23 protein-coding genes are annotated in these 26,004 nt (G+C 65.3%); 4 read left to right on the top strand and 19 right to left on the bottom strand.

The annotated features are described in order from the left end of the window. Positions 1-87: 87 nt before the first annotated feature. Both ACP159_RS22360 and ACP159_RS22355 read left to right on the top strand, forming a co-directional pair. Entirely contained in the window at positions 88-1,776 is a 1,689-nt protein-coding gene (locus ACP159_RS22360) for a glycoside hydrolase family 3 protein (RefSeq protein ID WP_425101949.1), read from the top strand. A 124-nt stretch (positions 1,777-1,900) separates the two neighbouring features. Continuing rightward, on the top strand, positions 1,901-2,884 hold the full coding sequence (locus tag ACP159_RS22355; protein WP_425101948.1) for a Bug family tripartite tricarboxylate transporter substrate binding protein: 984 nt from the start codon (positions 1,901-1,903) through the stop codon (positions 2,882-2,884). A gap of 51 nt (positions 2,885-2,935) precedes the next feature. Here the strand turns inward: ACP159_RS22355 and ACP159_RS22350 are convergent, their stop codons facing one another. From ACP159_RS22350 to ACP159_RS22315, 8 genes are all read right to left on the bottom strand, one after another. Then, positions 2,936-3,733: a Pnap_2097 family protein gene (locus ACP159_RS22350; RefSeq protein ID WP_425101947.1), complete on the bottom strand. Its 798-nt coding sequence runs from the start codon at positions 3,731-3,733 to the stop codon at positions 2,936-2,938. Beyond that, a complete protein-coding gene (locus ACP159_RS22345) occupies positions 3,733-5,013 on the bottom strand; it encodes an MSMEG_0569 family flavin-dependent oxidoreductase (RefSeq protein ID WP_425101946.1) in 1,281 nt (426 codons plus the stop codon). The genes ACP159_RS22350 and ACP159_RS22345 overlap by 1 nt, the downstream gene beginning before the upstream one ends. A gap of 14 nt (positions 5,014-5,027) precedes the next feature. Continuing rightward, the gene (locus tag ACP159_RS22340; RefSeq protein ID WP_425101945.1) at positions 5,028-5,312 is read right to left on the bottom strand and encodes an MSMEG_0570 family nitrogen starvation response protein; all 285 of its coding nucleotides are present in this window, start codon (positions 5,310-5,312) and stop codon (positions 5,028-5,030) included. Then, the gene (locus tag ACP159_RS22335; RefSeq protein ID WP_425101944.1) at positions 5,305-6,279 is read right to left on the bottom strand and encodes a sll0787 family AIR synthase-like protein; all 975 of its coding nucleotides are present in this window, start codon (positions 6,277-6,279) and stop codon (positions 5,305-5,307) included. The genes ACP159_RS22340 and ACP159_RS22335 overlap by 8 nt, the downstream gene beginning before the upstream one ends. After that, the gene (locus ACP159_RS22330) at positions 6,276-6,818 is read right to left on the bottom strand and encodes an MSMEG_0567/Sll0786 family nitrogen starvation N-acetyltransferase (RefSeq protein ID WP_425101942.1); all 543 of its coding nucleotides are present in this window, start codon (positions 6,816-6,818) and stop codon (positions 6,276-6,278) included. The genes ACP159_RS22335 and ACP159_RS22330 overlap by 4 nt, the downstream gene beginning before the upstream one ends. Beyond that, a complete protein-coding gene (locus tag ACP159_RS22325) occupies positions 6,815-7,918 on the bottom strand; it encodes an MSMEG_0568 family radical SAM protein (RefSeq protein ID WP_425101941.1) in 1,104 nt (367 codons plus the stop codon). Before ACP159_RS22325 ends, ACP159_RS22330 begins: the two co-directional genes overlap by 4 nt. Further along, the gene (locus tag ACP159_RS22320) at positions 7,911-8,906 is read right to left on the bottom strand and encodes a Nit6803 family nitrilase (protein ID WP_425101940.1); all 996 of its coding nucleotides are present in this window, start codon (positions 8,904-8,906) and stop codon (positions 7,911-7,913) included. The genes ACP159_RS22325 and ACP159_RS22320 overlap by 8 nt, the downstream gene beginning before the upstream one ends. Before the next feature lie 61 nt (positions 8,907-8,967). Next, positions 8,968-9,450, bottom strand: a complete 483-nt coding sequence (locus tag ACP159_RS22315) for an MSMEG_0572/Sll0783 family nitrogen starvation response protein (protein ID WP_425101939.1) — start codon at positions 9,448-9,450, stop codon at positions 8,968-8,970. Positions 9,451-9,726: 276 nt separating this feature from the next. On the opposite strand from ACP159_RS22315, the gene ACP159_RS22310 reads away from it, so the two are divergent. Continuing rightward, positions 9,727-11,097, top strand: coding sequence for a PLP-dependent aminotransferase family protein (locus ACP159_RS22310; RefSeq protein ID WP_425101938.1), 1,371 nt, complete (start codon positions 9,727-9,729; stop codon positions 11,095-11,097). On the opposite strand, the gene ACP159_RS22305 is transcribed toward ACP159_RS22310, so the two are convergent. Then, a complete protein-coding gene (locus ACP159_RS22305; RefSeq protein WP_425101937.1) occupies positions 11,063-11,497 on the bottom strand; it encodes a DUF983 domain-containing protein in 435 nt (144 codons plus the stop codon). The genes ACP159_RS22310 and ACP159_RS22305 overlap by 35 nt on opposite strands. Positions 11,498-11,810: 313 nt before the next feature. On the opposite strand from ACP159_RS22305, the gene gcvA (ACP159_RS22300) reads away from it, so the two are divergent. After that, positions 11,811-12,791, top strand: coding sequence for a transcriptional regulator GcvA (gcvA, locus tag ACP159_RS22300; protein ID WP_425101936.1), 981 nt, complete (start codon positions 11,811-11,813; stop codon positions 12,789-12,791). On the opposite strand, the gene gcvA (ACP159_RS22295) is transcribed toward gcvA (ACP159_RS22300), so the two are convergent. From gcvA (ACP159_RS22295) to ACP159_RS22250, 10 genes are all read right to left on the bottom strand, one after another. Further along, positions 12,740-13,666, bottom strand: coding sequence for a transcriptional regulator GcvA (gene gcvA / locus ACP159_RS22295; RefSeq protein WP_425101935.1), 927 nt, complete (start codon positions 13,664-13,666; stop codon positions 12,740-12,742). The two genes, gcvA (ACP159_RS22300) and gcvA (ACP159_RS22295), sit on opposite strands and share 52 nt — an antisense overlap. 134 nt (positions 13,667-13,800) lie before the next feature. After that, positions 13,801-15,000, bottom strand: a complete 1,200-nt coding sequence (pcaF, locus tag ACP159_RS22290) for a 3-oxoadipyl-CoA thiolase (RefSeq protein WP_425101934.1) — start codon at positions 14,998-15,000, stop codon at positions 13,801-13,803. 72 nt (positions 15,001-15,072) lie between these two features. Then, a complete protein-coding gene (locus tag ACP159_RS22285) occupies positions 15,073-17,139 on the bottom strand; it encodes an acetate--CoA ligase family protein (protein ID WP_425101933.1) in 2,067 nt (688 codons plus the stop codon). Positions 17,140-17,150: 11 nt separating this feature from the next. Beyond that, positions 17,151-17,951, bottom strand: coding sequence for an enoyl-CoA hydratase/isomerase family protein (locus ACP159_RS22280; RefSeq protein ID WP_425101932.1), 801 nt, complete (start codon positions 17,949-17,951; stop codon positions 17,151-17,153). A gap of 40 nt (positions 17,952-17,991) precedes the next feature. Next, complete coding sequence (locus ACP159_RS22275) at positions 17,992-19,344, bottom strand: MmgE/PrpD family protein (RefSeq protein ID WP_425101931.1); 1,353 nt, start codon at positions 19,342-19,344, stop codon at positions 17,992-17,994. Continuing rightward, positions 19,341-20,570, bottom strand: a complete 1,230-nt coding sequence (locus ACP159_RS22270) for a CaiB/BaiF CoA transferase family protein (protein WP_425101930.1) — start codon at positions 20,568-20,570, stop codon at positions 19,341-19,343. Before ACP159_RS22270 ends, ACP159_RS22275 begins: the two co-directional genes overlap by 4 nt. Before the next feature lie 64 nt (positions 20,571-20,634). Next, entirely contained in the window at positions 20,635-21,627 is a 993-nt protein-coding gene (locus tag ACP159_RS22265) for a Bug family tripartite tricarboxylate transporter substrate binding protein (RefSeq protein WP_425101929.1), read from the bottom strand. 117 nt (positions 21,628-21,744) lie between these two features. Then, the gene (locus ACP159_RS22260; protein WP_425101928.1) at positions 21,745-23,241 is read right to left on the bottom strand and encodes a tripartite tricarboxylate transporter permease; all 1,497 of its coding nucleotides are present in this window, start codon (positions 23,239-23,241) and stop codon (positions 21,745-21,747) included. Positions 23,242-23,250: 9 nt separating this feature from the next. Next, entirely contained in the window at positions 23,251-23,751 is a 501-nt protein-coding gene (locus ACP159_RS22255; protein ID WP_425101927.1) for a tripartite tricarboxylate transporter TctB family protein, read from the bottom strand. Between the two features lie 173 nt (positions 23,752-23,924). Continuing rightward, entirely contained in the window at positions 23,925-25,877 is a 1,953-nt protein-coding gene (locus tag ACP159_RS22250) for a 3-hydroxyacyl-CoA dehydrogenase NAD-binding domain-containing protein (RefSeq protein ID WP_425101926.1), read from the bottom strand. Between the last annotated feature and the right edge of the window lie 127 nt (positions 25,878-26,004).

Below are 26,004 nucleotides of genomic sequence, written 5' to 3'. Positions count from 1 at the left end.
GTCAGCCCTGACCTATGTGCCCACCACCAACCCCTGCGATTGGCTATGCTGGACGGGACCGAAGAACAGGCGAGATAGCACACCCACATGCCCACGACCCGGCTTCCCCTCACCGACGCGCAACTCTGCGCTGGCCCCTTTCACCTCGACCGCGCCGGTCTCGAGTGGGTCAGGACGCAGTTCGATGCACTCGGGACAGATGCGAAAATTGCGCAGGTCATCCTGCCGATGTGCCGCGACCTGTCGGACGCCTCCATCGACGCTCTGGCGGCGCGCGGTCTCGGCGGGGTGCATCGCTTTCCAAGCTACGGCGAAACGGAACTGCGGCGTTCGGCGGAGCGCCTGATGCGGCGCAGCGCCGTGCCGCCCCTGTTGACCGCGGATATCGAGATGTCGGAAAAGGCCAGCGTCAAGGCCGGCACCGCCTTTCCCAACCAGATGGCGGTGGCCGCCACCGGCGATCCGGGCAACGCCCGGCGCATGGGCACCATCGCTGCGCGGGAGGCGGGCTACCTCGGGTTCGGCGTCAGCTGGACCCCGGTGGCCGACCTGGCGCTGAATTTCCGGGCCAACGCCATCAACACGCGCAGCTTTTCCGACAAGGTCGATCAGACCCTGTCGATGGTCTGCGCCTATCTCGACGGGATGCATGACAATGAGCTGGTGGCCTGCGTCAAGCATTTCCCCGGCGATGGTCTCGATGAGCGCGACCAGCATTATGTCACCACCCACAACACCATGACGATGGAAGACTGGGACGCCAGTTTCGGCCGGATCTATGCCGCGGCGATCGCCCGCGATGTTCGCCTGATCATGGCCGGTCACGTCACCCTGGCTGCTTTTCGCCCGGCAGCGGGGGACGGGGCATTGGGCGAGGCCTCCCTCCCGGCCTCGCTCAATGCACACCTGCTCCAGGGGCTGTTGCGCGGTGATCTCGGGTACAACGGCGTGATCGTCTCGGACGCGACCGGGATGGCAGGCTTCACGTCCTGCGGGGCCCGCAAGGACATCGTCCCGCTCTGCATCGAAGCCGGCTGTGACATCCTGCTGTTCCCGCGCGACATCGACGAGGACATGCAGTTCCTGTGTGACGGACTGACCAGCGGGGCGCTCACACAGCGCCGTCTGGACGAGGCGGTGCTGCGGATACTGGCCCTCAAGGCGTCGATGGGCCTGCATCTGGGTCGTCCCGCCGTCCCGCCCGAAAACCGCCGCGCCGCATTGCTGGGCAGCGAAGAGCATCGCGGCTGGTCCAGGGACGTGGCCGAAGGCTGCGTGACATTGGTCAAGGATACCCAGGGCCTCCTGCCGCTCTCGACGGAGCGGCACCGCCGCATCCTGCTGGCCGAGGCACGGGACCGGCGCAGCCCCTCGGCCCCCCTGCCCGACCTGGAGATTCCCGCCATGCTGGAGAACCTCGGGTTCACGATCACCCGGCTTGTCCCCGGCGAGCCCATCGACGCCACGGATCAGGACATCGGCCTGTATCTCATGGCCGAGGAGGGGGTGTCGGGCAAGGAGACGCTCGGACCGCAATGGGAGCGCCTGCACGGGGCCTTTCCGCTGACGATGCAGCGGATGTGGCAGCACCTGCCGACGCTCTATGTCTCGCTCGGCTCGCCCTTTCTGACCTTTCACATGCCCGACTGCCCAACCTTCGTGAACGCCTACAGCGCCGTGCGCCCGGTGCAGCAGGCCGTGGTCGATGCCCTGACCGGCGTCATTCCGATCCGTGGGCAAAGCCCGGTCGAACTGCCTTTTGGTCTGCCGGACTGAGCAGCATCAGGGCCCCGGAATCCAACTGCATGAAGCGATTGGATCACAGGTCGCATCGTCTGCGACGAAAGACCCGCGGGTCCGGCGCATCCCGCGCCGGCGCGCAACAGAGGAGGAAAAAACCATGAATTTGCTATCCAACCGGATTGCCGCGGTTGTGGCCGCCGCCGTGCTGAGCGCTACATCCGCCATCCCGGCGGCCGCGCAGGACACCTGGCCCGCAGGCCCGCTCGAGGTGGTCATGCACACCAAGCCGGGCGGCACCTCGGATATCTTCATCCGCACGCTCGCCAAGTCGCTGGAACCGGCCATCGGGCAGGAGGTCATCGTCATCAACGCCCCCGGTGGCGGCGGCGCGAACCAGATGAGCCGCATCAGCGCGGCCAAGCCCGACGGCCTGACGCTCGGGGTGAACACGCTCACCCATTTCACCGGCATGCAGACCAACCTCAAGGGCACCTTCGCGCCCGGGGATTTCTCCTGGATCGCGTCGGTGCAGGAGGACCCGATCCTGTTCTTCGTCCGCGAAGACAGCCCCTATAAAAGCTTTGACGACGTGATCGCCGCCGCGAAAGAGGCCCCCGAAAGCATCAATGTCGGCGGCTTCGGCCCGGTCGGGTCGATGCAGCACATCGGCATGTCCATGCTGGAGAATGCCACCGGCACCAGATTCAACTGGATCGGCTACCCCTCGACCCCCGACATCATGGCCGCGCTGCTGGGCGGACACGTCGATATCGGCGTCTCGAACCTTGGCCCGACCGCCGAGTATTTCGAATCCGGACGCATCCGGGGCTTGGGCGTGTTGGCAGACAAGCGCCTTGAGAGCAAATCCGATCTGCCCACCTTTGTCGAACAGGGTGTGGATGTGGACTCGAGCTGGATCCAGGTGCGCGGCGTGTTTGGTCCTGCCGGCATGCCGATGGAGCTGCAGCAGAAGGTGGCCGACGCGTTCCACGAAGCGATGCGGGCCGAGTCCTATCAGGAGTACGCCCGCAGCACCGGCGTGACCGACTCCTGGATGGGGCCGAAGGAATACTCGGAATTCGTCGCGAAGATCACCGACGTCGCGGTCGAGCAACTGACCGCCGCGGGCGTCCTGCAGTAATCCGCCCGGCACCCTTACAACAGGGCACGCCTGTGCGTGCCCTGTTCGCGTTCAGGCCACCGCCGGATTCGTCCGGATCACGGCGATTGGCGATCCGTCCTGCCTTGCCAGGACCTGCATTGCGCCATGATCGAAGACCCGGATCGTGTCACCGGGGTTGATGTTCCCCAGATGCACAACCGCACGCTGCCGGACCGGCGCGGCCTGCCCGGTTGCCCAAGCGGCGGTTTCCGCGATGCGCGAGAAGGTCGGGAAATACAAAAGCCCGACCGCGTTGAAATCCAGCGACGGCACCGGACGCTCGACATGGATTTCCGGCGCGTGCGTCTGGTCCAGTCCGCGCAGGTGGCGCACGGTGTCCCGCGCCTGTCCGTCCAGCGCCATCAACTCAGTCCCGGCCGGAGGCAGAGACATCTGGCCAAGCACAGAATTGCGATGGATGCGGTTGTTGCAGCCGCTCTTGTCATGGCTGACGAAGGTCGAGATCATCATCAGTTCGGCAATCACCGTGCCGTCGACGGACAGACGATGCCGCGAGCCGGTTCGCGTGTCCGTCAGGCCGTATAGGGTCGACCGGACGTGCACCGTCTTCCCCAGCAGCGGCCCGGATGGGGGCATCCGCAAGGACGTCGCGCAGAACGCCGCGTAGACGGGCCGTCCGTCCGGCGCCTGGAAAACCGCCTCGTGCTGGCCAAGAGCCTCGGCGATGAGCGCCCAGTGCCGGTCCCCGCAGAAACGCAAGACCCATTGCTCGGACAGACCGTCCGGGCTCAACTGCGCCATGCCAAGGGGAATCCGGACATCCGTCTCGACCTGGTCATGACGTGCGGCGAAAGCGACGACAGCCATCAGGCGACCGCCTTCTTTCCGGCACTCTTCAGTTGCCCGGCAATCTGGTCGGCCAGGTACGCACTGTCCTCTTCGATGCCAAGAAACCGGCCCGATCCCCAGGTGTTCAGCCAGCCCAGCCCGATGAAATGGAACCCGGGGACGTCCGTCACGCCCCGATGGTACTTCGGCTTGCCCCGTTCGTCGAAGACATCGACCTCGATCCAAGTGTAGTCCGGGCGGAAGCCGATGGCCCAGAGCACCGATCCGATGCCCGCCGCCTTGACGTCCAGCAGCGTGCGCTCTTCCTCGGGTTCCCAGACCTTCTCAAAGGGCGGTTCCTCGGGCGCGTCGATACCGGACCGGGCGATGTAGGCGTCGATCTGGTCACGGATGCCCACATAACTGCGATCGGCATCGTCGAGGTTCTTTTTCAGATCCGGGAGGAACTCCAGCCTGCGGCCATCCATGTTCGCGAGAGAGCCATAGAGTTCCACGCCGTGCTCGACATGCCATTTGCGCAGGTCGATTTCCTTCCCGCCATCGCGGCCGGACATGTAGTGGTTGGTCTGCGTCAGCGCCTTGACCGGGTCGGGGTGCGTGTCGATGGTGATCTTGTAATGGCCCGCGTCGTACAGCCAGTCGATGGCATCGCGGCCGCGATACTTGCGGGGGCTGCGCGGCGCGGGACCGACGGCCAGATGCACGCCGCGCCCGGCGCGCACGAAATCCTCCATGATCTGCACACCAGACTGGCCGGTGCCGACGATCAGCACGTCGCCATCGGGCAGTTGCGCCGGGTTGCGATAATCCACCGAATGCATTTGCACGATGGTCGGATCCAGCGCCCCGGCATAGGCGGGTTCGATGGGCGTGTCGTAACCGCCTGTCGCAATCACGACCTGATCGCAGGTCCAGGTGCCGATGCTGGTTTCCACCACGTAGCCGCCCTGCGGATGGTGGGCGACACGGGTCACGGTGACATGTTCGTAGAGCGTCGGCTCGAAGGTTGCGGCGAAAGCGTCGAGATAGTCGGTGATCTCGTCCCGCAGCATGAAGCCGTCCGGATCGGTGCCGCCGAATTCCTTGTCATAATGGAAGCCGGGCAAGCGGCACTGCCAGTTCGGCGTGACGAGGCAGAAGCTGTCCCAGCGGTTCACACGCCAGGAGTGAAACTTCTCGTTGCGCTCGAAGACGACGCTTTCAATGCCCTTCCGCTGGAGCTGACAGGCCACGGAAAGGCCGGCCTGACCGCCCCCGACGATGGCCACTGGAACATGCGGGATAGGCGTATTTGTCATGATCTCGGTCCTTTTCATGTGATGGACAGGCAGGTGACACGGGCGTCCGTCTGTCCCTCGAAATCGGCAACCCGCCGTTCGATCCTGTCGAGTTGATCCATCGCCGAAGAGCAGGCGAAGCCGTATTTCCGCTGCACCCGGTTCGATGCACGCTCCATCGCGATGCGGGCGCGGTGCAGGAATTCGGGCAGGGGATAGCTTTGCCCGGGGATGAACAGTTCGGTGATGACGCTGGAGGGGGAATAGCAGCGCTCCTCGCTGCCATCGGGCCAACGCAGGGTCCAGTACATCTCAGGCATGGGCGGGCTCCCTCGCGGAAAGCGACAGATAGGGGGACCGGTTATGGTCCCAGAAAAGCGCCGTCTCGCTGCCCCTTTGCAGGGTCAGGGCCGATCCTTCGGTGATCGTCCCGATGGGATCGGCCCAGATGCCTCGCTGCCGGAAGGCGAGGCAGACCTCGGCGGCATTGTCCGGTGCGACCGCCAGCAGGAAGCCGAAACTGGGAAAGCTGTGCAGCCAACGTTGCAGCGGGACACCGCCCGGCGACTGGATGCGGTCAAGCTCCAGCACCGCCCCCACCCCGGAGCATTCGCACAGCATCAGCGCCGTGCCCGCGATGCCGCCCTGGCTGATGTCCTTGCCGGCCCTGAGCAGGCTTCGGTCCGCCAGCTCCGGCATCAGCGCCAGATCGCCGCGGAGCCGGTCATGCGGCGCCTCCAGCGCGGCGCAGAAGTTGTCGAAGTTCACGTATCGGCCCCGATGGTCGATGGCCGCCAGCAGGACGTCGCCGGGGCGGGCGTCGAAACTGGTCACAGGCTTTTTAGCCTTGCCCAGCACCGACACGGCGAGGTTCAACTCGGAGGCGGCAAAATTCGTATGCCCGCCGACCAGCGGCACGCCGTAGGCCGCGGCCGCATCGCGCAGGCCCTTCATCAGCGGCGCGGCGGACTCGGCATTCGGGGCCCAGACCTGGTCGATCAGAGCCGTGGCGCGCCCGCCCATGGCGGCAATGTCCGAGAGGTTCACCATGACACCGCACCAGCCTGCGAACCACGGATCGGCCTGCACGAAGCCGGGGATGAAACCTTCGCCCGCGAACAGGTCAAAGCCCTCGGACGTCTCGATCATCGCGGCATCGTCACCCGGCCTGCCCGGGCCGTCGCCGGTCAGACCCAGCATCCCCGCCACCTGCGCGATGCTCAGCTTGGACCGGATCGCCGGATGCCTGCGCAATGCCTCGGCCAGATCTGCGACTGCGTCTGTCATCCCCGGCGCCCCGGTTTCATGTACCAGCCCGCATTGGGGTCATCACAGGGCGGATAATGCCCCAGGTCAGCGGTCATCCGGGCGTGCGGGATGCCGTGCAGCATGATCTCGTCCAGTACCGTCCATTTCAAACGACGGAAAAGCGGCACGTTCTGCATCTGCACATGCGCGAGGAATGTATCGCAGCCCCGCGCATTGGCGGTGCAGACCGCCAGCCGGATCAGTTCGGAGCCGAGCCGCCCGACCTGCCGGAAATCGCTGTCCACGGCCAGACGCGAGCCCCACCAGAGTCCGGGGCGTTCCTCGTGAATGCGCACGGTGCCCACAACCTGGTCGGCCTCATGGGCATAGGTCGACAAGGCGACAAGATGCGTGGCGACAAGGTCGATCTCGTCGCGATCATGGATCTTGAAGATCCCCTGCTCCCCGACAAAGACCCGGCGGCGGAGCGCCTCGGCGCCGCGTGCCTCGAAGGGTTTGGAGGCGGCGCGGATATAATAGCCGGGGCATTGGAACTGGCGCGGCTCAAGCTCGATCATGCCGGCACCTTCAGCTTTTCATAGGTCGAGAGCGCCGAGCAGGCCCCGCATTTGCCGCAGCCTGCCTTGATGTCTTCCGAGCGGATGCCGGCGCGGACGATCATCTCGCCCAAGGGACGCAGGATCGAGGCCATGAACTCCGGCCTCGGCGCGGGGTGGCTTTCCAGCGGCGTGCCCGAGATCGGCACGAAAGGCACGACAAAGGGGTAAACTCCCATGTCGCAGAGCTTTTGCCCCATTTCGAGGATCGCCTCCCGGCTGTCCCCGAGACCGGCGAGGATGTAGGTCGAGACCTGTGCCCGGCCAAAGACCTTCACCGCCGCCTCGAAACTGGACATGTACTTTTCCAGCGGCACGGTGGCCTTGCCCGGCATGATGCGGTCGCGCACCTCTTGCGTCACGGCCTCCAGGTGCATGCCCAGAGCGTCGATGCCCGCGTCCTTCATGCGCTGGTGCCAGATGTCGTCTTCGGGCGGCTCGCACTGACCCTGAAGCGGCAGGTCGACCGCCGCCTTGATGGCGCGGGCGCTCTCGACCATGACAGCCGCGCCGCGATCCTTGCCCCTGGGGGTGCCGGTGGTCAGCACCATGTGCTTGACCCCGTCCAGCTCGACCGCCGCCATGGCGACCTCCGCCAGTTGCTCCGGCGTCTTGTGCGCGATGGTGCGCCCGGCGGCGAGGCTTTGGCCGATAGCACAGAACTGGCAGGTCTTTTTTCGGCTCTCGTAGCGGATGCAGGTCTGCAAAACGGTCGTCGCGAGGACGTCGCGCGAATGCAACGTGGCGATGTGGCTATAGGGGATACCGTCTGCGGTGCTCAGGTCATAGAACCTTGGCCGCACGGGAAAGCGCACCTTGGCAATCTCGACACCTTCCCGGGTGACGCGAGCCTGACCGCTGGAATCCGGCGGCTCGACCAGAAAGGGCGATTCAAACGCGGGCGCGGTGTGCACCGGCACCATGACCGTTGTCTCGCCGATGGTCACGGCCTTGTGGTCCGAAGGCCCTGCCCCGCCGCGCCGCGCCTCATGGCCCGCACGCGGATCGACCAGCCGCATGCCGTGGGTTTGCAGATCGTTGATGAGGTCCGCGTCAGACATGGCTTGGCTCCTTTTCGTCGAGATCGGCATGGGTGGATGGCTGCGGCACGGGGGCAGCCTCCACCGCGACGCGGGTTTCGGCGGGGCGGGTGTCATGCACGAGGTGCAGAAGTTCAGGCCGGGCGTAATGGCCGACGCTGTCCATCATCCGCTTGCGCTTGGTGATCAGCTTCATGTCGAGATCGGCGATCAGGATGCCTTCGCCCTCGGTCAAAGGCTCCGCCAGGTGGCGGCCTTCCGGGGAAATGATGCAGGTCATGCAACCGTCGCGCATGGCCTTTTGCAGCTTCGGATCGGGATGCAATGACTGGATCTGCTCTTCGGTCAGCCAGCCGGTGGCATTGACGACAAAACAGCCTGCCTCCAACGCGTGGTGGCGCATGGTGACTTCGATCTGTTCGCCAAAGATCGGCCCGACGAGGCTGCCCGGGAAGTGCGCGGCATGGATCTCCTCGTGCTGGGTCATCAGCGCATAGCGGGCCAGCGGGTTGTAGTGCTCCCAGCAGGCCAGCGCGCCGACGCGGCCCACCCTCGTCTCGACGACCTTGAGGCCAGCGCCGTCGCCCTGCCCCCAGACCATGCGCTCATGGTAGGTGGGTGTGATCTTGCGCCGCTTCAGCGCCAGGGAGCCGTCCGCGTCAAAGATAAGCTGCGTGTTGTAAAGTGAGCCGTGGTCGCGCTCGTTTACCCCGAGCACCACGACAACCCCGCGCTTGCGCGCGGCCTCGGCCACCGCCTGCGTTTCCGGAGACGGCACGACCACCGCCTGATCATACAGTTCCAGGTGCGCCGCACCCTGTTGGACCGGGGGGAGCACGAAGGAAAAATACGGGTAATAGGGCACGAAGGTTTCGGGAAAGACGATGAACTCTGCCCCTTTCTCGGCGGCTTCGGCGATGGCGTTCAGCACGCGCTCGATGGTGCCCGCGCGACCCGTCAGGTCCGGCGCGATCTGCACGGCGGCAGCGCGAATGGTGTCGGTTCTCATGATCTGGCTCCCTTGGTGCGCGTTGTTTCGGGCCGCACCTGTGGCGGCGCGGCCCGCCGGATCACACCGTCCAGGTGTCGAGGATGAAGGCGTTGTCCTTGCGGTGCAGCAGGATGCAATCGAGCACGTCCTGCGGTGCGATCGGAACGATCCCCGGCAGCAGCGCCGGTTCGCCATGGCCGTACAGCGCCTGCAGGCCGAAGCGGCAGCAATAGACCTTGCCGCCCTCACCCATGAACTTCTTCAGATTGGCGGCAAAGTTCTGATGGCCGGGGAAAGCCTCGTCGCCCAGCGTCGGGAAACCGCGCTGGATGCCCAGCGTCACACCAGGGCCGTAGAGCAGGATCGAGGTCTCGAATCCTTTGCGTTGCAGGCGGATTGCCTGCAAGATGTTGACCAGACCGATGGAACCTTCGAAGGCAACTGTATGGAAGGTCACGAGGGCCTTCTCGCCTTCATCGGCCTTGACGTCCTCGAAGACCTTTTCTTCGTAATCGACGAAATAATCACCGTCCTTGTGGGCTTCCTTGGTAACTGCGGGCATCCGTTCATCTCCTGTTCGTTGGATGGCCCCAGCGTTGATTCAGAATGGACAGCCAAGCAATAGTGCTATCATTTATGAATCATTTATGCATACAATAATCGAAGCAAGCGGCGAATTTTTGAGCAACAACTCCAGATTTCGCTGGCTACGGAAGCTCAATTGAAACCTGCGGCCGCCGAGACACGCGCCCAAGCCCGCGACAGCCCGTCACATCCATACAATGCGCTTCAATCTCGGCGAATCATTCGCTATCAAGGCCGGGCAACGGAGAATGACATGATTGACTGGACGCCACGGACCGCAGCCAGCGGCAAGCCGCGCTACATCGCCATAGCCGATGCCATCGAGCAGGATATTCGGGAGGGCACGCTGTCCCCGGGCATGCGCCTGCCGCCGCAACGGCAACTGGCGAAACGCCTGGGCATCGACTTCACCACCGTGTCCCGCGGCTACACCGAGGCGCAATCGCGCGGCCTCGTCTCCAGCCATGTCGGGCGCGGCACCTTCGTCTCGAAACCGGCGGAGACCGCAGCCGGGCCCGATCCGCTGCGCCTCGCCGACGAAGACCTATCGATGAACCTGCCGCCCGAACCCACCGATCCGGGGCTGATCTCGAACATGCGCGGCGGGCTCGACTATGTCTCCGCCAATCTCCTGCAACTCCTGCGCTACCAATCCTCGACCGGCTCGGACAAGGACAAGGCCGCGGCCTCCACGTGGCTCAGCCTGCGCGGCATGATCCCCAGCAGTGCGCGGCTTGTGATCTCACCGGGGGCACACAGCACGATCTGCGCCATACTCACCATCCTCACGGAACCCGGCGACACCGTACTGTGCGAACAGATCACCTACCCCGGGTTTCGCAACATTGCGTGCCGTCGCGGCCTCAGGCTGATCGGAATCGGGATGGATCGCGACGGCGTCCTGCCCGACGCGCTCGACGCGGCGATTGTCCGGCACGGCCCGAAGGCCCTGTATCTCAACCCGACCTTGCAGAACCCGACGACGCTGACGATCCCGACAGACCGGCGGCTGGCCATATCGGAGGTGCTCAACAAGCATGGGCTGCCGCTGATCGAGGATGACGCTTACGGGTTCATTCCGGCCAAGGCTCCCGCGCCGATTGCCGTCTCCGCGCCGGATCTGACGTGGCATATCGGTGGTCTGGCGAAATGCATCGGCGCGGGCCTTCGGCTAGCCTACACCGTAGCCCCAAATGGCAAGTTGGCCTACTCGCTGGGTCAGGCACTCAAGGTGCAGGCCGTCATGCCGTCACCGATCACGACCGCATTGGCGACCCAATGGATCGAGGATGGCACCGCTGACCAGATCAGGCGCTTCATCCGTTCGGAAACCTCCGCGAGACAGGTCATCGCCCGCGAGGTGCTGGAGGGGTTCGACTTTCAATGGGCGGAGAATGCCTTCAACGTCTGGCTCTCCCTGCCTCAGGGGATCGGCCGCGCCGACGTCGTTGCGCGGATGGCCGGGCGCCCGATCGGGATCATGCCGTCGGATGCCTTCAGTGTCGGGATCACGCCCGGCGACGAGGTTCGCCTGTGCCTGGGCGGGTCACTGTCCCGCGAGGCGCTGCGGGCGAACCTGTACTTCCTGGTCAACAGCCTTCAGCACAGCGCGTTTCTTGGGTGACTGCGCGGTCTTTCACCCGCCCGAAGCCATGCATGCCCTTGGCCCACTGAAACGCCACGAACATGGCCTTCACTGGCGGCAGCATGACAAGAGACAGCACGATTGCGACGGCGGACAGCAGGCAGGCCATGAGCAGCGGATTGTCGCGCAGGACTTCGAAGATAACCGGAAGCGAAAAGCCCATGAGGTGCCCGACAAGCAGGATCACCACGTAGGCAGGACCGTCGTCCGCGCGTTGCGGGGTGAAATCGAGGCCGCAGACGCCACACTCGGAGTGCACCTTCAGGTAACCCCCGAACACGGCGCCCTCGCCGCAGTTTGGGCACTTGCAGCGAAGACCGCGCTTCAGGGCAAGTCGCAGGTCATGCGGAGCGTTCGTACTGGTTTCGGGTGTGGACATAGCGGCGTCTCCTTTTCCGGCGCAGGGACGGCATCCCACATACGCCACTTTCGCTACATTAGACATACAATTTCCATCTTGTATTGAGAATGTGTCATTTTGCCTCCCGGTTACCACGCCAGACCGGCTCGACGCACCAAAAATCCTCACGAACTGGCCCCGTTGACGTTTGCGGGCTGCGCCACATTGACCGCTCCGGCGTTCCGGGTCATACTTGGCGAATGATCGGACAGCCTGGTCATCTGCGCGGATTGCCTGTCTTTGCTTGCATACAATCCGCGCCTGCTCATTGCTCTGCGCATGGGACGTCCCAATGTCTTCCATTCCCAACCGTACCCTGCCGCCCCTCAACCCGCTCAAAGCATTCGAGGCGGCGGCGCGGCATAACAGTCTGACCCTCGCCGCCGAAGAGCTGAACGTCAGCCAGGTCGCCGTCAGCCGGCAGGTTCGCGTGCTCGAGGACTACATGGGTGTCACGCTGTTCCGGCGTCTCAATCGCGGCATCGAACTGACGCGGGAGGGCATCCTGCTGTTCAAGGGAGTCGGTCAGGCGTTTCAGGATATCGAAGACGCGACCAGGACCGTGTCGCGCCGGGGCCAGCGCAACATCCTCGCGATCCAGTCCTATGTCACCTTCTCGCGCGGCTGGCTGATGCCGAGGCTCGGCGATTTCCACAAGGCCCATCCCCGCATAGAGGTGCGCCTGTCCTCGTCGCCCGAAGCGGCGGATTTCGATACCGACAACCTCGACGCGGCCATCCGCGGCGGCGACGGCAACTGGCCGGGTCTACACGCGGAGAAACTCGCGGACATGGAACTGATCCCCGTCTGCTCCCCTGGCTTTCTCGCGGAGAACCCGCTCGACCGCGTCGAGGATCTGGCAAAGGTCAAGCTGCTGCATTCGATGGCCCGACCAAAGGACTGGTCGTCGTGGCTGGAGTCGGTTGGCGCGGGGTTTACGCCCAGGAACCGCCTGCTGTTCGAGAACAGCGCACTGGCCTACGAGGGCGCACTCATGGATCTGGGGGTTGCCATCGCGAACCGCCACTTCGTTCAAATGCAGCTCCGCGCAGGCACGCTGGTCGCCCCGTTCGAACATGGCTGCAAGACTGGCGAAAGTTACTACCTGACGTGGCCAAAGGACGAGGCGCCGTCGTCACCGTTGCTGAAATTCCTGGATTGGATCCGTATCCACTTTGCCCCGGACGATGCGCAGGAACCCGGGGCGAACGCGGCGGGGGATCACGACGATCCGCCGCTCGCGTCGGCTGAGCGTTCCGGGTTCTCGTCCTGAATACGCTCCCGCATCCAGTCGAGGAACTTGATCAGGGTACGGGACGGGGCGGTGCTTTTTGGCCAGGTCAGGAAATACCCTTCGCCGCTATAGCAGGTCAGATCCCCGAACGGCGCGACCAGGTTGCCGTTCTGCAACTGCCGCTTGACGAAGATCTTTACGGCCAGGGCAACGCCGCCATCCATGGACGCCGCCTCGTAGGCCAGGGCAGAGCTTTCGAACCGGATGCCCGGCTCCGGGTCGACATCGGCACCGACCCGTTTGATCCACGCGGCCCAGTCCGTGGGCCGGGCCATGGAGTGCAGCAGCCGAACCTTTGCAAGGTCATCCGGTTCGGTCAGGTCGTGCTCCATCTGGTAGTCGGGGGTACAGATCGGGATCAGCTCCACGTCCACCAGTTTTTCCGAATGCAGCTCCGGCCAGTCGCCCTTGCCGGCCCGGATGGCGGCGTCAAGATTCTGGCTCTCGAAATCGACCGGCGCAATCGAGGAGCTCAGGCGCACCTCGATCCGCGGATGCTTGTTGTGGAAATCCGTCAGACGCGGAATGAGCCAGCGCTGGGAGAATGTCGTGTAGGATTGAATGGCAAGGATATCACGCCGACCGCGCCGCGAGACCCGCCGCGACGCGGTGGCAATGTCCTGGAAGGCATGCGCGATGCCTTCATGCAGCTGCCGCCCCTCGTCGGTCAACTCGACACCCCGGTGCAACCGCCGGAACAGGGTCACGCCAAGGTAGTCCTCCAACGTCTTGACCTGCCGGCTGACGGCGACCTGGCTGACGTTCAACTCTTCCGCGGCCAGCGTCAGACTGCACAGACGCGCGGCGACTTCGAAGGTCCGCAGGGGATTGAGGGGTGGAATGGGGCTCGTCATGGTGCGTTTTGCCGATACAGAGGCCTCGCGCAGAGGTGTGGTCGATTTCAAGCGGTCGGGACACGCGGAACCCGGACCACGTATCGCGGTCCGGTCGCCTTATGCCTTGTCTACACCGAGCCAAGGCCGAAAAGCTATAGCCGTTCCAGAGCGATGGCGATGCCCTGACCAACCCCGATACACATGGTCGACAGCGATTTTTCACCGGATTGCAGGTCCAGCATCGCGGTTCCGGTGATCCGGGCACCCGACATGCCCAGGGGATGCCCCAGCGCGATCGCGCCCCCGTTGCGGTTCACACGCGGGTCGTCGTCGGCGATGCCGAGATCGCGCAACGTCGCCAGACCCTGCGAGGCAAAGGCCTCGTTGAGTTCGATCACGGCAAAGTCCTTTTGCGTCACGCCCAGGCGTGCCATCAGCTTTTTCGATGCGGGCGCGGGACCGAACCCCATGATGCGCGGAGCAACACCGGCCGTGGCTCCGCCAAGAACCCTGGCAACCGGCGTCAGGCCGTTCCGCTCCGCCGCCTCTTTCGTGGCCAGGATCAGCGCCGCCGCGCCGTCGTTGACGCCGGACGCATTGCCCGCCGTGACGGTGCCGTCGGCCTTGACGAAGGTCTTGAGCCTTTCAAGGTCCGCCAAGGTGGTCGACGGGCGCGGATGTTCATCCTTGTCCACCACGACGGGCTCGCCCTTTCGCTGGGGAATGCTGACCGGAACGATTTCCTGTGCCAGCCGTCCGCTCTCCATCGCGGCCCCCGCCTTTTGCTGCGAGCGCAGGGCAAAGCTGTCCTGATCGGCGCGGTTGATCCCGAAGTCTTCGGCGACGTTCTCGGCGGTTTCCGGCATGCTGTCGACACCGTATTGCGCCTTCATCAGCTTGTTCACAAAGCGCCAGCCGATGGTGGTGTCATGCACCTCGTTCGTGCGGCTGAACGCCGATGAAGCCTTGGGCATGACAAAGGGTGCGCGCGACATGGACTCGACGCCGCCGGCAATCACCAGCTCGGCCTCCCCGGCCTTGATCGCGCGGGCCGCCGTGATGACCGCGTCCATGCCGGAGCCGCAAAGCCGGTTCATCGTCGTGCCCGGCACGCTGTCCGGATAGCCCGCCAGAAGCAGCGACATGCGCGCCACGTTTCGGTTGTCCTCGCCGGCCTGGTTGGCACAGCCGAAGATGACCTCGTCGATGGCGGACAGGTCCAGAGCAGGGTTGCGCTCGGCCAGTGCGCGAAGCGGGATCGCGCCCAGATCGTCGGCCCGCACCGAAGACAGCGCACCGCCGTAGCGACCAATCGGCGTGCGGATATAGTCGCAGATGTAAACGTCCGTCATGGGAAGTGTCCTTGCAGCAGAAATGTCCCGGCGGCGATGGCGCCCGCCGCCAGGTGTCACGGATGGCCCGGGTCAGCCCAGAACGATCAGACTGTCACCGGCGCGGGTGCCTTGCCCTTCGGGCAGCACGAAGACCGGGTTGATCTCGGCCTCGCTCAAACGGTCATCCAGCGTTTCCGCCATGGACGAGAAGGCGATCATCGTGTCGATCAGCGCCTCGATGTCGGCCTTGGGACTGCCCCGGAACCCTTTCAGAAGTGCGCCCGCCTTGATCTCGTCGATCATGGCGCGGGCGCTGGCACGGTCCAGCGGCAAGAGCCGGATCGCCGCGTCCTTGTAGAGTTCCGTCGTCACCCCGCCCGCGCCGAGCAGGGCATAGGCACCGAGTTGCGGATCGCGGTTGAAACCGAGGATCATCTCGACCCCGCCCCTGACCATTTCCTGAACGAGGAAGCCGCCGACCCGCGCCTGCGTCGCCGCGCGGACGCGTGCAAGCATGGCATGACAGGCGGCGCCGACGTTTTCGGGGTCGATGTTCATTGCAACGCCACCTACCTCGGACTTGTGCAGGATCTCGTTCGACAGGATCTTGATGACAACGGGTCCGTCGAAGTCACGGGCCTTTTCCGCGGCCTCTTCGGGGGTCGCTGCCGTGACCTCACGGGTCACGGACACACCGAAGCGGGCGAACAGCTTCTTCGCCTCGGCCTCGTTCAGGGACCCGGCGCCAATGTCGCTGCAATCGACATCCCTGGCGTTCGACGCACTGTCCTGCGAGGCGCCGGTGGGCGTGGCGAGCGCCTGCAGCGCCGAGGCGCAGCTTTCCGGCGCGGCAAAGGCCGGGATGCCGCGCGTGTTGAGCGTGCGCACGATGCCCGGCGCATCCGGGCTGACGTAAGCCAGGATCGGCTTGTCGGTCAGCGCCAGCGAATCCAGCACCGGCTGCGCCACGAGATCCGGCTGCGCGATCGAGGACGAGCCGACGACCACGACGATCGCGTCATAGCTGGGGCTTTCCACGAGGATCTTCAGGATCGAGCGGAACAGGTCCGGGCGCAGCCCGGCCAGCGTCACGTCGATGGGGTTGCGGTCGAGTTCCGCCTCCTTGAGGTCGAGCGCCTGCAAAGCATCCCCGGTGGTCTTGTCCGGCGCGGGCATGTCCAGCCCGGAAAGGCCCACGTTGTCCGCAACCACGGTCGCTGCCCCGCCGGTCGATGTGACGATGGCCACGCGGTTTCCCTTCATCAGGCGGCCCTGCGCCAGCGCCGCAGGAATATCCAGAAGATCGGCAAAGGTCTGGGCGCGGATGATGCCAAGCTGCTTGAACAGCGCGTCATAGACCTCGTCCGCTCCGGCCAGCGCGCCAGTATGCGAAACCGCCGAGCGGGCGCCGGATTCGGAGCGGCCCACCTTGTAGGCGACGATGGATTTACCGGAAGCGATGACCTTGGCCGCTGCGACACGGAACTTCGAAACGTTGCGGATGGTTTCGAGGTAGAGAGCGACCACCTGCGTCGCGTCATCCTCGGCCAGGGCTTCGAGGAAATCGGAGACTTCCAGATCGGCCTCGTTGCCGGTGGCAACCAGCTTGGAAAAGCCGATGCCGCGCGCAACGGCACGGGACAGAAGCGAGCCGAGGATGCCGCCGGACTGTGACAGCAGGGCGATCCGCCCTGCCGGGAAATCCTCGACCTCCATCGCGCCCGAGGCCGTCAGCGGGATGCCGTCCGTCAGGTTCACGAGGCCGATGGTGTTCGGCCCGAGAATGCGCATCGCGCCCGCCGCCTCGCGCAACTGTTCCTGACGTTTGCGGCCCTCTTCGCCCGCCTCGCCGAAACCGGACGCCAGCACGACCGCCGCCTTGGTGCCACGGGCGGCCAGGTCACGCACCGCGTCGATCACCCGATGCGCGCCAACCAGAACGAGCCCCAGATCGGGCGCTTCGGGAAGGTCCGCGATCTCGGCATAGCTCTTCAGCCCGGCAATCTCGTCATAGCGCGGGTTGATGGGATAGATCGCCCCGGCAAAGCCCTGCTTCTGCAGGAAGGCGATGGGACGCCCGGTCAGTTTGGCCGGATCGTTGGAGGCCCCGACAACGGCAACGCTGGCGGGGTTCAGGATGGCTTTCATGGTCGACATTGCGGCGCCCCTTACTTCGACAGCTTGTTGAGGAAATCTTCGACCGATTGGCGGTGCTCGGCGGTGGTGTAGCACATGGCCTGCGCCTCGCGACCCAGCGCAAAGATCTCTTCGTCGGAGCGCTCGAAGGTCTTGTCCATGATTTCCTTGGTCAGCGCGATGGCGGTGGCCGATCCTATGGTCAGTTCCTTGGCCCAGGCGTGCGCTTCGGCGAGCAGCGCCTCGGGCGCTGCAACGCGGTCGACCATGCCGATGGCCAGCGCCTCGTCGGTCTCGACGACCCGGGCGGAGAAGATCAGTTCCTTTGCCTTGGAGAGGCCCACCCGGCGCGGCAGGAAATACATGCCGCCGCCATCGGAGACGAGACCGCGCTTGATGAAGCTCATCGACATCTTGGAGCCTTCGGCGGCGATGATGAAGTCGCAGGCCAGCGCCATGTCGAGGCCGAGGCCATAAGCCCCGCCGTTCACCGCCGCGATCACCGGCTTGGTCATGCCATGAATGGCCGCGACACCACGATGGGTGTTCTTCTGCCGCTTCCAGCCGTTGAAGGCCACCTCGCCGGTGGGCGCATCGAGCCGTGCCCGCATACCGGCGATATCGCCGCCCGAGCAGAACCCCTTGCCCGCGCCGGTCAGGATGATGGCCCGCACGCTCTTGTCGGCATCCGCCTCTGCGAAGGCGGCGATCAGTTCCGCGCGCATCTGGTCGTTGATCGCGTTGCGCTTGTCCGGGCGGTTCAGCGTGATCGTCGCGATCCCGTCGTCATGCGACACGGTGATGAACTCTGGCAGGGAAACTGCGGTGTCCATGGGTCTTCCTTCTCGTCTGTACGCAGCCGGGGCTGCCATTTCACATGTGTTGCTGTTTGAGTCTGGTCACGGCGCCGGGCAGGTCGGTGCCGTCGAAGATGGTCTTGCGCAGCCGCTCCAGGTCGGGCGCAGCCAACACGGGCGCGACCAGTTCCCGGTACTTGGCCTCCAGGTCGGCGCGAGAGATCGGATTGTCCGGATCGCCCCGCCGCGAGGGCTGGAACTGCATCCAGGACCGCCCGTCCTTCAGCGCGACATGCAGGCGCGCCATGCGTTTGCGCGGGTATTCGGCGGCCAGATCCTCGGCGCGTTCGACGGTGATGCGCGGCATCACGGCGCGAATATCCGGGTTGCTCAGCGCCTCGGGCGTAAAGGCCGCGAGCCGCACGCCGCCCAGAACCATCTGCGCCGACAGGCAGTATTGCGCACTGAACCGCGCTTCCTGGGCGACCTTGGGATCGGGCCGGTCGCAGATGTCCTTGGTCGGGCCATAGCCCTCGATGCGGATCGCTTCGATGTCCCCGGCGCCGAAACCGTGTTCGCCTCGCAGGGTCTGCAGAGCGTCGAGCGACGGGAAGATATGCCCGCAGCAGCCGTGGATCTTCACCGTCATGCGGGTGATCGGGGTCCAGTCCCCTGCCCCGTCGAAGGCCGCGACCCAATTGCCGGTGCTGTCGCTGGTCGCGGCGGCATACCCCTTGGGTCCGTCGAGACTGTCCCAGCTGCCGGTTGCCCCGGCGGTGGCGGCATAGGCGGCCAGGATGCCCGCATCGGCGGCATGGCCGGGGTGCATCGCCTTGACCATGCTTTCGCCTTGCAGGTTCTGCTGAACACCCCCGGCAAAGCTGGCCGCGATGGCGATGGCATGCGCAATTCCGTCACGGTCGCACCCGAGCAGCATCGCCGCGGCGGTCGCCGCACCAAAAGTTCCCACGGTGCCGGTGATGTGCCAGTTCGCGTAATGGCTGGGTTGCAGCGCCATGGCGATGCGGCAGCCGACTTCGTAGCCGCCGATCACCGCGCGGTCGAAGGCCTCACGGGAGGCGCCGATGTCCTGCGCCACCGCCAGCGCGGCGGCGAAGGTGGGCGATCCGGGGTGATAGCCGCCATCGCGAAAAATGTCGTCGAACTCCACGGTATGGCTGGCCGCACCGTTGATGAAGGCGGCGCTGCGCGGGTCGACCCGCCGTTCGCCGGTGTAGCACCACGCCCCGCCGTCCCGTGCGAGACCGCCCGCTGCGAGCAGTGTCGCGGGGGTCTGCAGGGTGCCCGGCAGGGTCGTGGCGAACCAGTCCAGCGTCGCGCAGTGTACCGCGTCGCGGACATCGTCGCCGAGGGTCGCGTCTTGCCATCCGGCAGCCAGATCGGCCAGTCTTTCGATTGCGGTTGTCATAGCACGGCCCTTCTTGCGAAATCCGGCGCCGACGCCTGAAGGGCCAGCCCGGCGAGGCACAAGGCCTCGATTTCATCATCCCCCAACCCGATGGAGCGCAGGATGTCGGAGGTCTGCGCACCCACCGGCTGCGGCGGCAGGGTGACGCCGGTTTCGGAGCCCGACATCCGGAACGCCACCGAAGGCACCCGCAGCCCCTCGAGCCGGCCGCTCGGATCGGCCAGACTCAGGAACTGTGCCCGCGCCTGGGCTTGCGGATCCCCCAGCGCCTCTTCGAGCCTGCGGATGCGCGACGCGGGCACGCGCCGCTCGTTGAAGAACTCTTCCCAATAGGCCGCGGGCATGGTCTCGATGATGGAGGCCAGCACCTCGTGCTCGGTCTTGTAATCGTCGATCCGGGCAAGGTTGTCCGTCTTGACCAGATCCTCCCGGCCCAGCCCGATCCACAGGCGCCGTTGCTGGCGCAGGTTCGAGGCCGCAATCATCAGCGGACCGTCCGCCGCCTGGTACATCCCCAACGTGGCGAAGGCGTAGGAATTGCCCTTCGCCTTCGGGTGCTTGCCGGTCCAGAGGAAATCCGTTGCAGGGGCGGTCATCAGGGTCATGGCGACGTCCAGCATCGACACCTCGATGTGCTGCCCCTTGCCGGTGCGCTCGCGCTGGTACAACGCGGCGGCAATCGCAAAGGCGGCGGTCAGCCCGGTCGCATAATCGACAACCGGCGCGCCGCATTTCAGCGGGCGGTCGTCGCCGTGCCCGGTCATGTCCATGATGCCGGAGAAAGCCTGGATGACATTGTCATAGCCGGTCTGGTGCTGGCGCGGCCCGGTCGCCCCGAAGGCCGAAACCGAGCAATAGATGAGGCGCGGGTTGACGGCGGCAAGGTCGTCATACCCGAGACCGAGGTCGGTAAAGGCGCCGGGCCGGTAGTTCTCGACAAAGACGTCTGCAGTCTCGGCAAGCCGCAGCACGGCGCCGCGCCCGGCTTCGGATTTCAGGTCCAGCGCCAGCGCCTTCTTTCCGGCCCCCTGCGCCAGGAACGCGGTTCCCATCGCCGCGCGGACGAGGTCGCGGTCCGTGCCGTTGAACCGGGCCTGATCCGGGTCATTCGGCGCTTCGAGCTTGATCACTTCGGCGCCCAGCAAAGCCATCTGATAGCTGGCATAGGGTCCTGCCAGAACATGCGTCGTATCGATGACCCGCAGGCCTGTGAATGCGCCAGACATGTGGTGTTCCTGTTCGCTACGGTAGGGTCCCCGCCCGGGTGGGCCAGGCGGGGAGAGACGCGCCTCAGTTGGAGATGAAGCCCGCGGCGGTGAGCTGCTTCTCTGCAAGCGCCGTCAGGTTCCTGACGAATTCGGCATACTCGACCGGGCCGTAATCGCTGTCCTCGACACCCGAGGCGCGGGCATAGGTCTGGTAGCTGTCCGTCGCCATCGCCTTGTGGATCGCATCGGCGATCTGCTGCTGCAACTCGACCGGCATGCCCTTGGGACCAAAGACGCCGCGAACCTGCAGCCAGTTGGTGTCGACGTCATAGCCCTGCTCGCCGAAAGTCTGCATGTCGGGCAGCGTACCGAGGCGCTTCTCGCCAAGAACCCCGAGGCCCTTCAAGCGGTCGGCTTCGAAGAACTCGAGGGCCGGTCCGAGGTTCGAGACACCGACGTCCACGTGGCCGCCGAGAACAGCCGCGATGATGTCCGGGGTGGATTCAAAAGCGACCCAGTTGAACTTCACGCCCGCGGATTCTTCGAGCATGGTCATGCCGATGTTCTGCATCGAGCCGACCGGGCCGAACCCGCCGATGTTGATCTCGCCGCCCTTGGTCTTTGCCAGCTCCACCAGGTCGGTGATCGAGTTCATCTCGGCGTCCTTGGCCACGAAGAACAGGATCGGGTCGATCTGCGACAGGGCGATCCATTCGAAATCATCGGGCGAGAAGGTGCCGCGCAGGTTGGTCAGCATCCCGGTGAAATGGGTGACGGTGTTGACGCCGAGGGTCAGGCCGTCCGGCTTGGCCGTGCGCACCTTGGCCATCTGGGTCGCCCCGCCGCCGCCGGGGGTGTTCACGATGACGACCGTCTGGCCGATGATCGGCTCAAGTTCCTTGGCCAGCGTGCGGGCATAAACGTCGACGCCGCCGCCCGGCTTCGTGTGCAGAACGAATTCGACGGGACCTTCCGGGGCCCAGTCCTCGGCGGCGGCGCCCTGTGCCACACCCAGGGCCAGCGTCGCGGCGCAAGTCAGGCCCAGCATGATTTTCTTGAGGTTCGAGATTGCCATATTTTCCTCCCATAGCAGTCTTCGGATATCGTGGCGCTCGTGCGCCGGTGCAGTTTCCGTCTCCCCGTTGCCCAAGTGAACTGAGGGTTTGTCAGGCAACGGGGACTCGAATCTTGGTCAAAGAGCCTGCGCCTTGGCCCGGCGGGCGCGCAGTCGCGACACCCCCGGCAGGACAAAGGCCAGAACAGCGATCAGCATCAGGATCACGGTCATCGGCGAGGTGTAGAAGATGTCCCACTCGCCCTTGTTCGAGATCAGCGCGCGGCGGAAATTGGTTTCCATCATCTCGCCCAGAACCAGCGCCAGGATGATCGGAGCCAGCGGGATTTCCAGCTTTCGCAGGATGTATCCAAGTATGCCGAAGACCGTCATCACGTGAACCGGGAACATCGTGGTGTGCGAGGCGTAGGCCCCGACATAGCAGATGCCCGCCACGATGGCCGCGATCACCGGACGCGGGATGTTCGCGACACGCGCCCAGATCTTGGCGCCGGCCAGACCGATGAGCACCATGATCGGCACACCGATCCAGAGCGAGGCGAAGATGGTGTAGGGGATCTCGGGCGCCTTGGTGAACAGAAGCGGTCCCGGCTGGATGCCTTGCACCATGAGGGCCCCGATCATGATGGCTGTCGTCGGCGAGCCGGGAATACCCAGCGCCAGCAGCGGTGCCATGGCCCCGGCCACGGCCGAGTTGTTCGCTGCCTCGGACGACGCCACGCCTTCGAGCGATCCCTTGCCGAATTTCTCAGGTGTCTTCGACATGCGCTTGGACACCGCGTAGGAAACGAACGACGCGATGGATGCGCCCGCTCCCGGGATCACGCCAATCGCATAGCCCAGCACCGAGCTGCGCAGGATCGCCGTCTTCAGGCCAAGGATCGACTTGACCGGCAGCGCCAGAAGGCCGCCGATCGGCGTGCTCTTCAGTTTCTCCGACGGGCCGTCCTCGATCATGAACAGCACTTCGGACAGGGCGTAAAGCCCGAGCAGGACCGGCACCAGCGGCAGGCCTTCGAAGAACTCCGGATTGCCCATGGTAAAACGCGGCGTGCCGGTCTGAACGTCCAGCCCGATGGTCGCCAGCGCAAGGCCGATGCCCATGGCGACTGTCCCCTTGAGCGGCGAGCCGTCCGACAGACCGGCCACCAGGCTCAGACCGACAAGCGCCAGCGCGAAATATTCACCGGGACCGAAGCGCAGCGCAAACTCCGACAGCGGAACCGCCGTGACGATCAGCAGCAGCGTCGAGATGAAGATGCCCGCGCCGGAGGACAGGATCGAGACGGTCAGCGCCTCGCCGGTCCGGCCCTGCTGGGTCAGCGGATAGCCGTCCCAGGATGTCGCGACCGCCGCCGCCGTGCCGGGCGAGTTGATCAGGATCGCGGTGATCGCGCCGCCATATTCCGCCGCTGCATAGAGCGCGACGAGGCCGACGATGGAGACCACCGGGTCCATGCCGTAGGTGAAGGGGATCAGAAGCGCGACGCCAAGACTCGGGCCAAGACCGGGGATCGCCCCGATCAGGTAGCCTGCCAGCGCGCCGAAGACGAGGGCGAACCAGACCATTGGATCGCCGAACGCGGAAAAACCGATTGCCAGACTCTCAAGCATGTTTGTTCCTCACGGCAGGTTGACGGCGAGCGCCAGTTTGAAGACGACGTAGATGAAGGCCCCGAGGGCGAGCGGCACGCCGATCAGGTGCACCGGGCGGCGTTCGCCGCAGGCCAACATCGTCAGAACGGCAAAGATCAGCACGCTGGGCAGGGTGCCCAGGGTCTCGAAATAGATAGACTGAAGGACCAGCAGCCCGACCGTCACCAGGACGAAAACCGGCCGCCGGATCGAAACCCAGGTGACCGGCAGCGGGTCGAACATGCGAATGACCGCAGCGACGGCCACCGCGACAATGGCGATCAGCGTCGCGAGCGCCAGCAGGGTGGGAAAACCGCCCGCGCCGATGTCGATCTTGTTGAGTGGGGCCGGCAGGGCGGACGCCTGCGAGAAATATTGCCAGAACAGGACCAGAAGGGCGGCACAGGCCACCAGGTCCAATACCGGCAAAGAGCCGCGGAGAACATCCCGGCGCAGCCGCCAGCCGAGGGCATTCTTGTAGTCTTCCATTTCATCCTCCCTTGCCAGCATCCCTGTGGGTCCTGGCAGAACTCCTTGCCCCCAGTGTCCCAGACCGGAGCCCGGTCCGTGAACTGAGCATTTGTTTGCCTTGCCCGTATCGGGGATTGGCCTGGTGGCTCGGATTGCCGCCGTTTTCCGCCGTCGTCCGGGCCGCAATCGCGTCAGCGTGCCCTGCGCGCCATGTACATCGGCCCACCCTTGTGACGCGGGAAGCCGTAGCCGGTGATCATGACCACATCGATGTCGTCCGGCCCTTCGGCGATTCCCTCGTCGAGGACCGCCTGCCCCTCGCGCTGCATGGACGTCAGGATGCGGGTGATGATTTCTGCTTCCGTGAACGCCCTGCGCGTCCGCCCGGCCCTGGCGCTTTCCGCTTCGATGATCCGGGTGACCTCCGGATCGGTCTCGGCCTTGCCGGAGCTGTAATCGTACCAGCCCTTGCCGGTCTTGCGCCCGAGTCGCCCGGCCTCGCACAGCCGGTCGGCAATATGGGCGTAGCGCTCCGCCGGATCGCGCTGCGCCGCACGGGCCTTGCGCTGCGCCCAGGCGATGTCCAGCCCGCTCATGTCCTGCACGGCATAGATCCCCATGGCAAAGCCGAAGGCCTCCATGGCCGCGTCGACCTCCTGCGGCAGGGCGCCCTCCTCCAGCATGAACTCGCAATCGCGCCGGTAGGCCGCCATGATCCGGTTGCCGATGAAACCGTCGCAAACCCCGGCCACCACCGGGATCTTGCGCAGGCGTTTCGCCAGAGCGCCGCCCGTCGCCAGTGCCCGTGCGCCGGTCGCATCGCCCCGGACCACTTCGAGCAGCTTCATGACATGCGCGGGCGAAAAGAAATGCAGCCCGAGAATGCGCGAAGGGTCCTTCGTCGTTGCCGCCAGGACGTTCACATCCAGATAGGACGTGTTCGTCGCGAGGATCGCCTCGGCGGGCATCACCGCATCCAGCCTGTCGAAGACCTCGCGCTTGACGCCCATGTCCTCGAACACCGCCTCGATCACCAGAGGGCAATCGGTCAGGGCCATGTAATCCGTATCGGTGCTCAGTTCGGCCAGCGCCGCATCACCCCTGGCCGCACTCACCGCGCCGCGCTTCACGCTGGCGGCAATGGTCTGCGCCACGCGTGTCCCGGCGAGGCTGGCGGCGGCGGCGTCGCGCTCGACCAGGCACACCTGCGATCCCGACAGCAACAGCGCCGTGGCGATCCCCGCCCCCATCGTGCCGCCGCCGATCACGCCGACACGCGACAGGTCCGCCGGGCTCGCCTCTGCCTGTTTCAGCGCCTGCCCCGCACCGCGCTCCGCAAAGAACACATGCCGCAGAGCCGCTGCCTCCTCTGACGCGGCGAGTCGCAGGAACCGCTCGCGCTCGGCCGCCAGCGCCACGTCGACGGGGTTCTCCGCCGCAGATTTCAGCGCCGCGAGCGCCTCCAACGGGGCAGCCGCGCCCCGGCTGCGCTTGCGCAGCAAAGCCTCCTGCGCGTCCCAGTCGATGGCCTCTCCTGCCACCAGATCCCGGTCCAGCGCCGGTACGGGTCGCCCGGCCGCAGCCAGGTCGAGGGCCATTTCGGCGGCCTCGGTCAGCAGATCGCCCTGCGCCACGCGGTCTATCAACCCGGCCTCAAAGGCGTCTTGTGCCGCAATCGGCTTGCCTCCCGTGGCGAGCCTGATCGCCGTGGTCATGGGCACGAGACGCGGCAGGCGCACCGTGCCACCGGACCCGGGAATGATCCCGATATTGACTTCCGGCAAACCGACCTTGGCCCCGGCGACCGCAATCCGCGAATGGCAGGCCATCGCCAACTCCAGGCCACCGCCAAGCGCCACACCGCCCAGGGCCGCAACCCAAGGCACCGGCGAGGCGGCAATCGCTGTGAGCACGTCGGGCAGGAAAGGTGCAACCGGCGTCTGGCCGAGCTCGCGGATATCCGCGCCGGCCACGAAGGCGCTCCCAGCCCCTGTCAGCACCACGGCCCGGACGTCCGTCTCCCGCAGCTGCATCGCCACATCCAGCAAACCTTGCCGCACGCCGCGCCCGATGGCATTCACCGGAGGATTGTCGATGGTAACCCAGCCAAGCCCATCCCTAATGTCGACAGATACATCAGCCATGCGCATTCCCTCCCTTGCAAATGCCGCCACGCGGCGTTTGGTGGGGTATACTGTGCAGCCGGTTTGCCGTGACCAAACCATTGGTTGGGTTCAGGCCAGCCAAGGATTAAGTATGCTGTGCGCAAGC

The organism is Tropicibacter sp. S64 (genome assembly GCF_049803835.1).
In the GTDB taxonomy this organism is placed as follows: domain Bacteria; phylum Pseudomonadota; class Alphaproteobacteria; order Rhodobacterales; family Rhodobacteraceae; genus Pacificoceanicola.
This window is presented reverse-complemented; position numbering and strand designations above follow the sequence as displayed.

Bases quoted from the DNA above. Each gene is read 5' to 3' on its own strand.
- ACP159_RS22360 (WP_425101949.1), top strand. From the start codon at position 88: ATGCCCACGACCCGGCTTCCCCTCACCGACGCGCAACTCTGCGCTGGC.
- ACP159_RS22355 (WP_425101948.1), top strand. From the start codon at position 1,901: ATGAATTTGCTATCCAACCGGATTGCCGCGGTTGTGGCCGCCGCCGTG.
- ACP159_RS22350 (WP_425101947.1), bottom strand. From the start codon at position 3,733: ATGGCTGTCGTCGCTTTCGCCGCACGTCATGACCAGGTCGAGACGGAT.
- ACP159_RS22345 (WP_425101946.1), bottom strand. From the start codon at position 5,013: ATGACAAATACGCCTATCCCGCATGTTCCAGTGGCCATCGTCGGGGGC.
- ACP159_RS22340 (WP_425101945.1), bottom strand. From the start codon at position 5,312: ATGCCTGAGATGTACTGGACCCTGCGTTGGCCCGATGGCAGCGAGGAG.
- ACP159_RS22335 (WP_425101944.1), bottom strand. From the start codon at position 6,279: ATGACAGACGCAGTCGCAGATCTGGCCGAGGCATTGCGCAGGCATCCG.
- ACP159_RS22330 (WP_425101942.1), bottom strand. From the start codon at position 6,818: ATGATCGAGCTTGAGCCGCGCCAGTTCCAATGCCCCGGCTATTATATC.
- ACP159_RS22325 (WP_425101941.1), bottom strand. From the start codon at position 7,918: ATGTCTGACGCGGACCTCATCAACGATCTGCAAACCCACGGCATGCGG.
- ACP159_RS22320 (WP_425101940.1), bottom strand. From the start codon at position 8,906: ATGAGAACCGACACCATTCGCGCTGCCGCCGTGCAGATCGCGCCGGAC.
- ACP159_RS22315 (WP_425101939.1), bottom strand. From the start codon at position 9,450: ATGCCCGCAGTTACCAAGGAAGCCCACAAGGACGGTGATTATTTCGTC.
- ACP159_RS22310 (WP_425101938.1), top strand. From the start codon at position 9,727: ATGATTGACTGGACGCCACGGACCGCAGCCAGCGGCAAGCCGCGCTAC.
- ACP159_RS22305 (WP_425101937.1), bottom strand. From the start codon at position 11,497: ATGTCCACACCCGAAACCAGTACGAACGCTCCGCATGACCTGCGACTT.
- gcvA (WP_425101936.1), top strand. From the start codon at position 11,811: ATGTCTTCCATTCCCAACCGTACCCTGCCGCCCCTCAACCCGCTCAAA.
- gcvA (WP_425101935.1), bottom strand. From the start codon at position 13,666: ATGACGAGCCCCATTCCACCCCTCAATCCCCTGCGGACCTTCGAAGTC.
- pcaF (WP_425101934.1), bottom strand. From the start codon at position 15,000: ATGACGGACGTTTACATCTGCGACTATATCCGCACGCCGATTGGTCGC.
- ACP159_RS22285 (WP_425101933.1), bottom strand. From the start codon at position 17,139: ATGTCGACCATGAAAGCCATCCTGAACCCCGCCAGCGTTGCCGTTGTC.
- ACP159_RS22280 (WP_425101932.1), bottom strand. From the start codon at position 17,951: ATGGACACCGCAGTTTCCCTGCCAGAGTTCATCACCGTGTCGCATGAC.
- ACP159_RS22275 (WP_425101931.1), bottom strand. From the start codon at position 19,344: ATGACAACCGCAATCGAAAGACTGGCCGATCTGGCTGCCGGATGGCAA.
- ACP159_RS22270 (WP_425101930.1), bottom strand. From the start codon at position 20,570: ATGTCTGGCGCATTCACAGGCCTGCGGGTCATCGATACGACGCATGTT.
- ACP159_RS22265 (WP_425101929.1), bottom strand. From the start codon at position 21,627: ATGGCAATCTCGAACCTCAAGAAAATCATGCTGGGCCTGACTTGCGCC.
- ACP159_RS22260 (WP_425101928.1), bottom strand. From the start codon at position 23,241: ATGCTTGAGAGTCTGGCAATCGGTTTTTCCGCGTTCGGCGATCCAATG.
- ACP159_RS22255 (WP_425101927.1), bottom strand. From the start codon at position 23,751: ATGGAAGACTACAAGAATGCCCTCGGCTGGCGGCTGCGCCGGGATGTT.
- ACP159_RS22250 (WP_425101926.1), bottom strand. From the start codon at position 25,877: ATGGCTGATGTATCTGTCGACATTAGGGATGGGCTTGGCTGGGTTACC.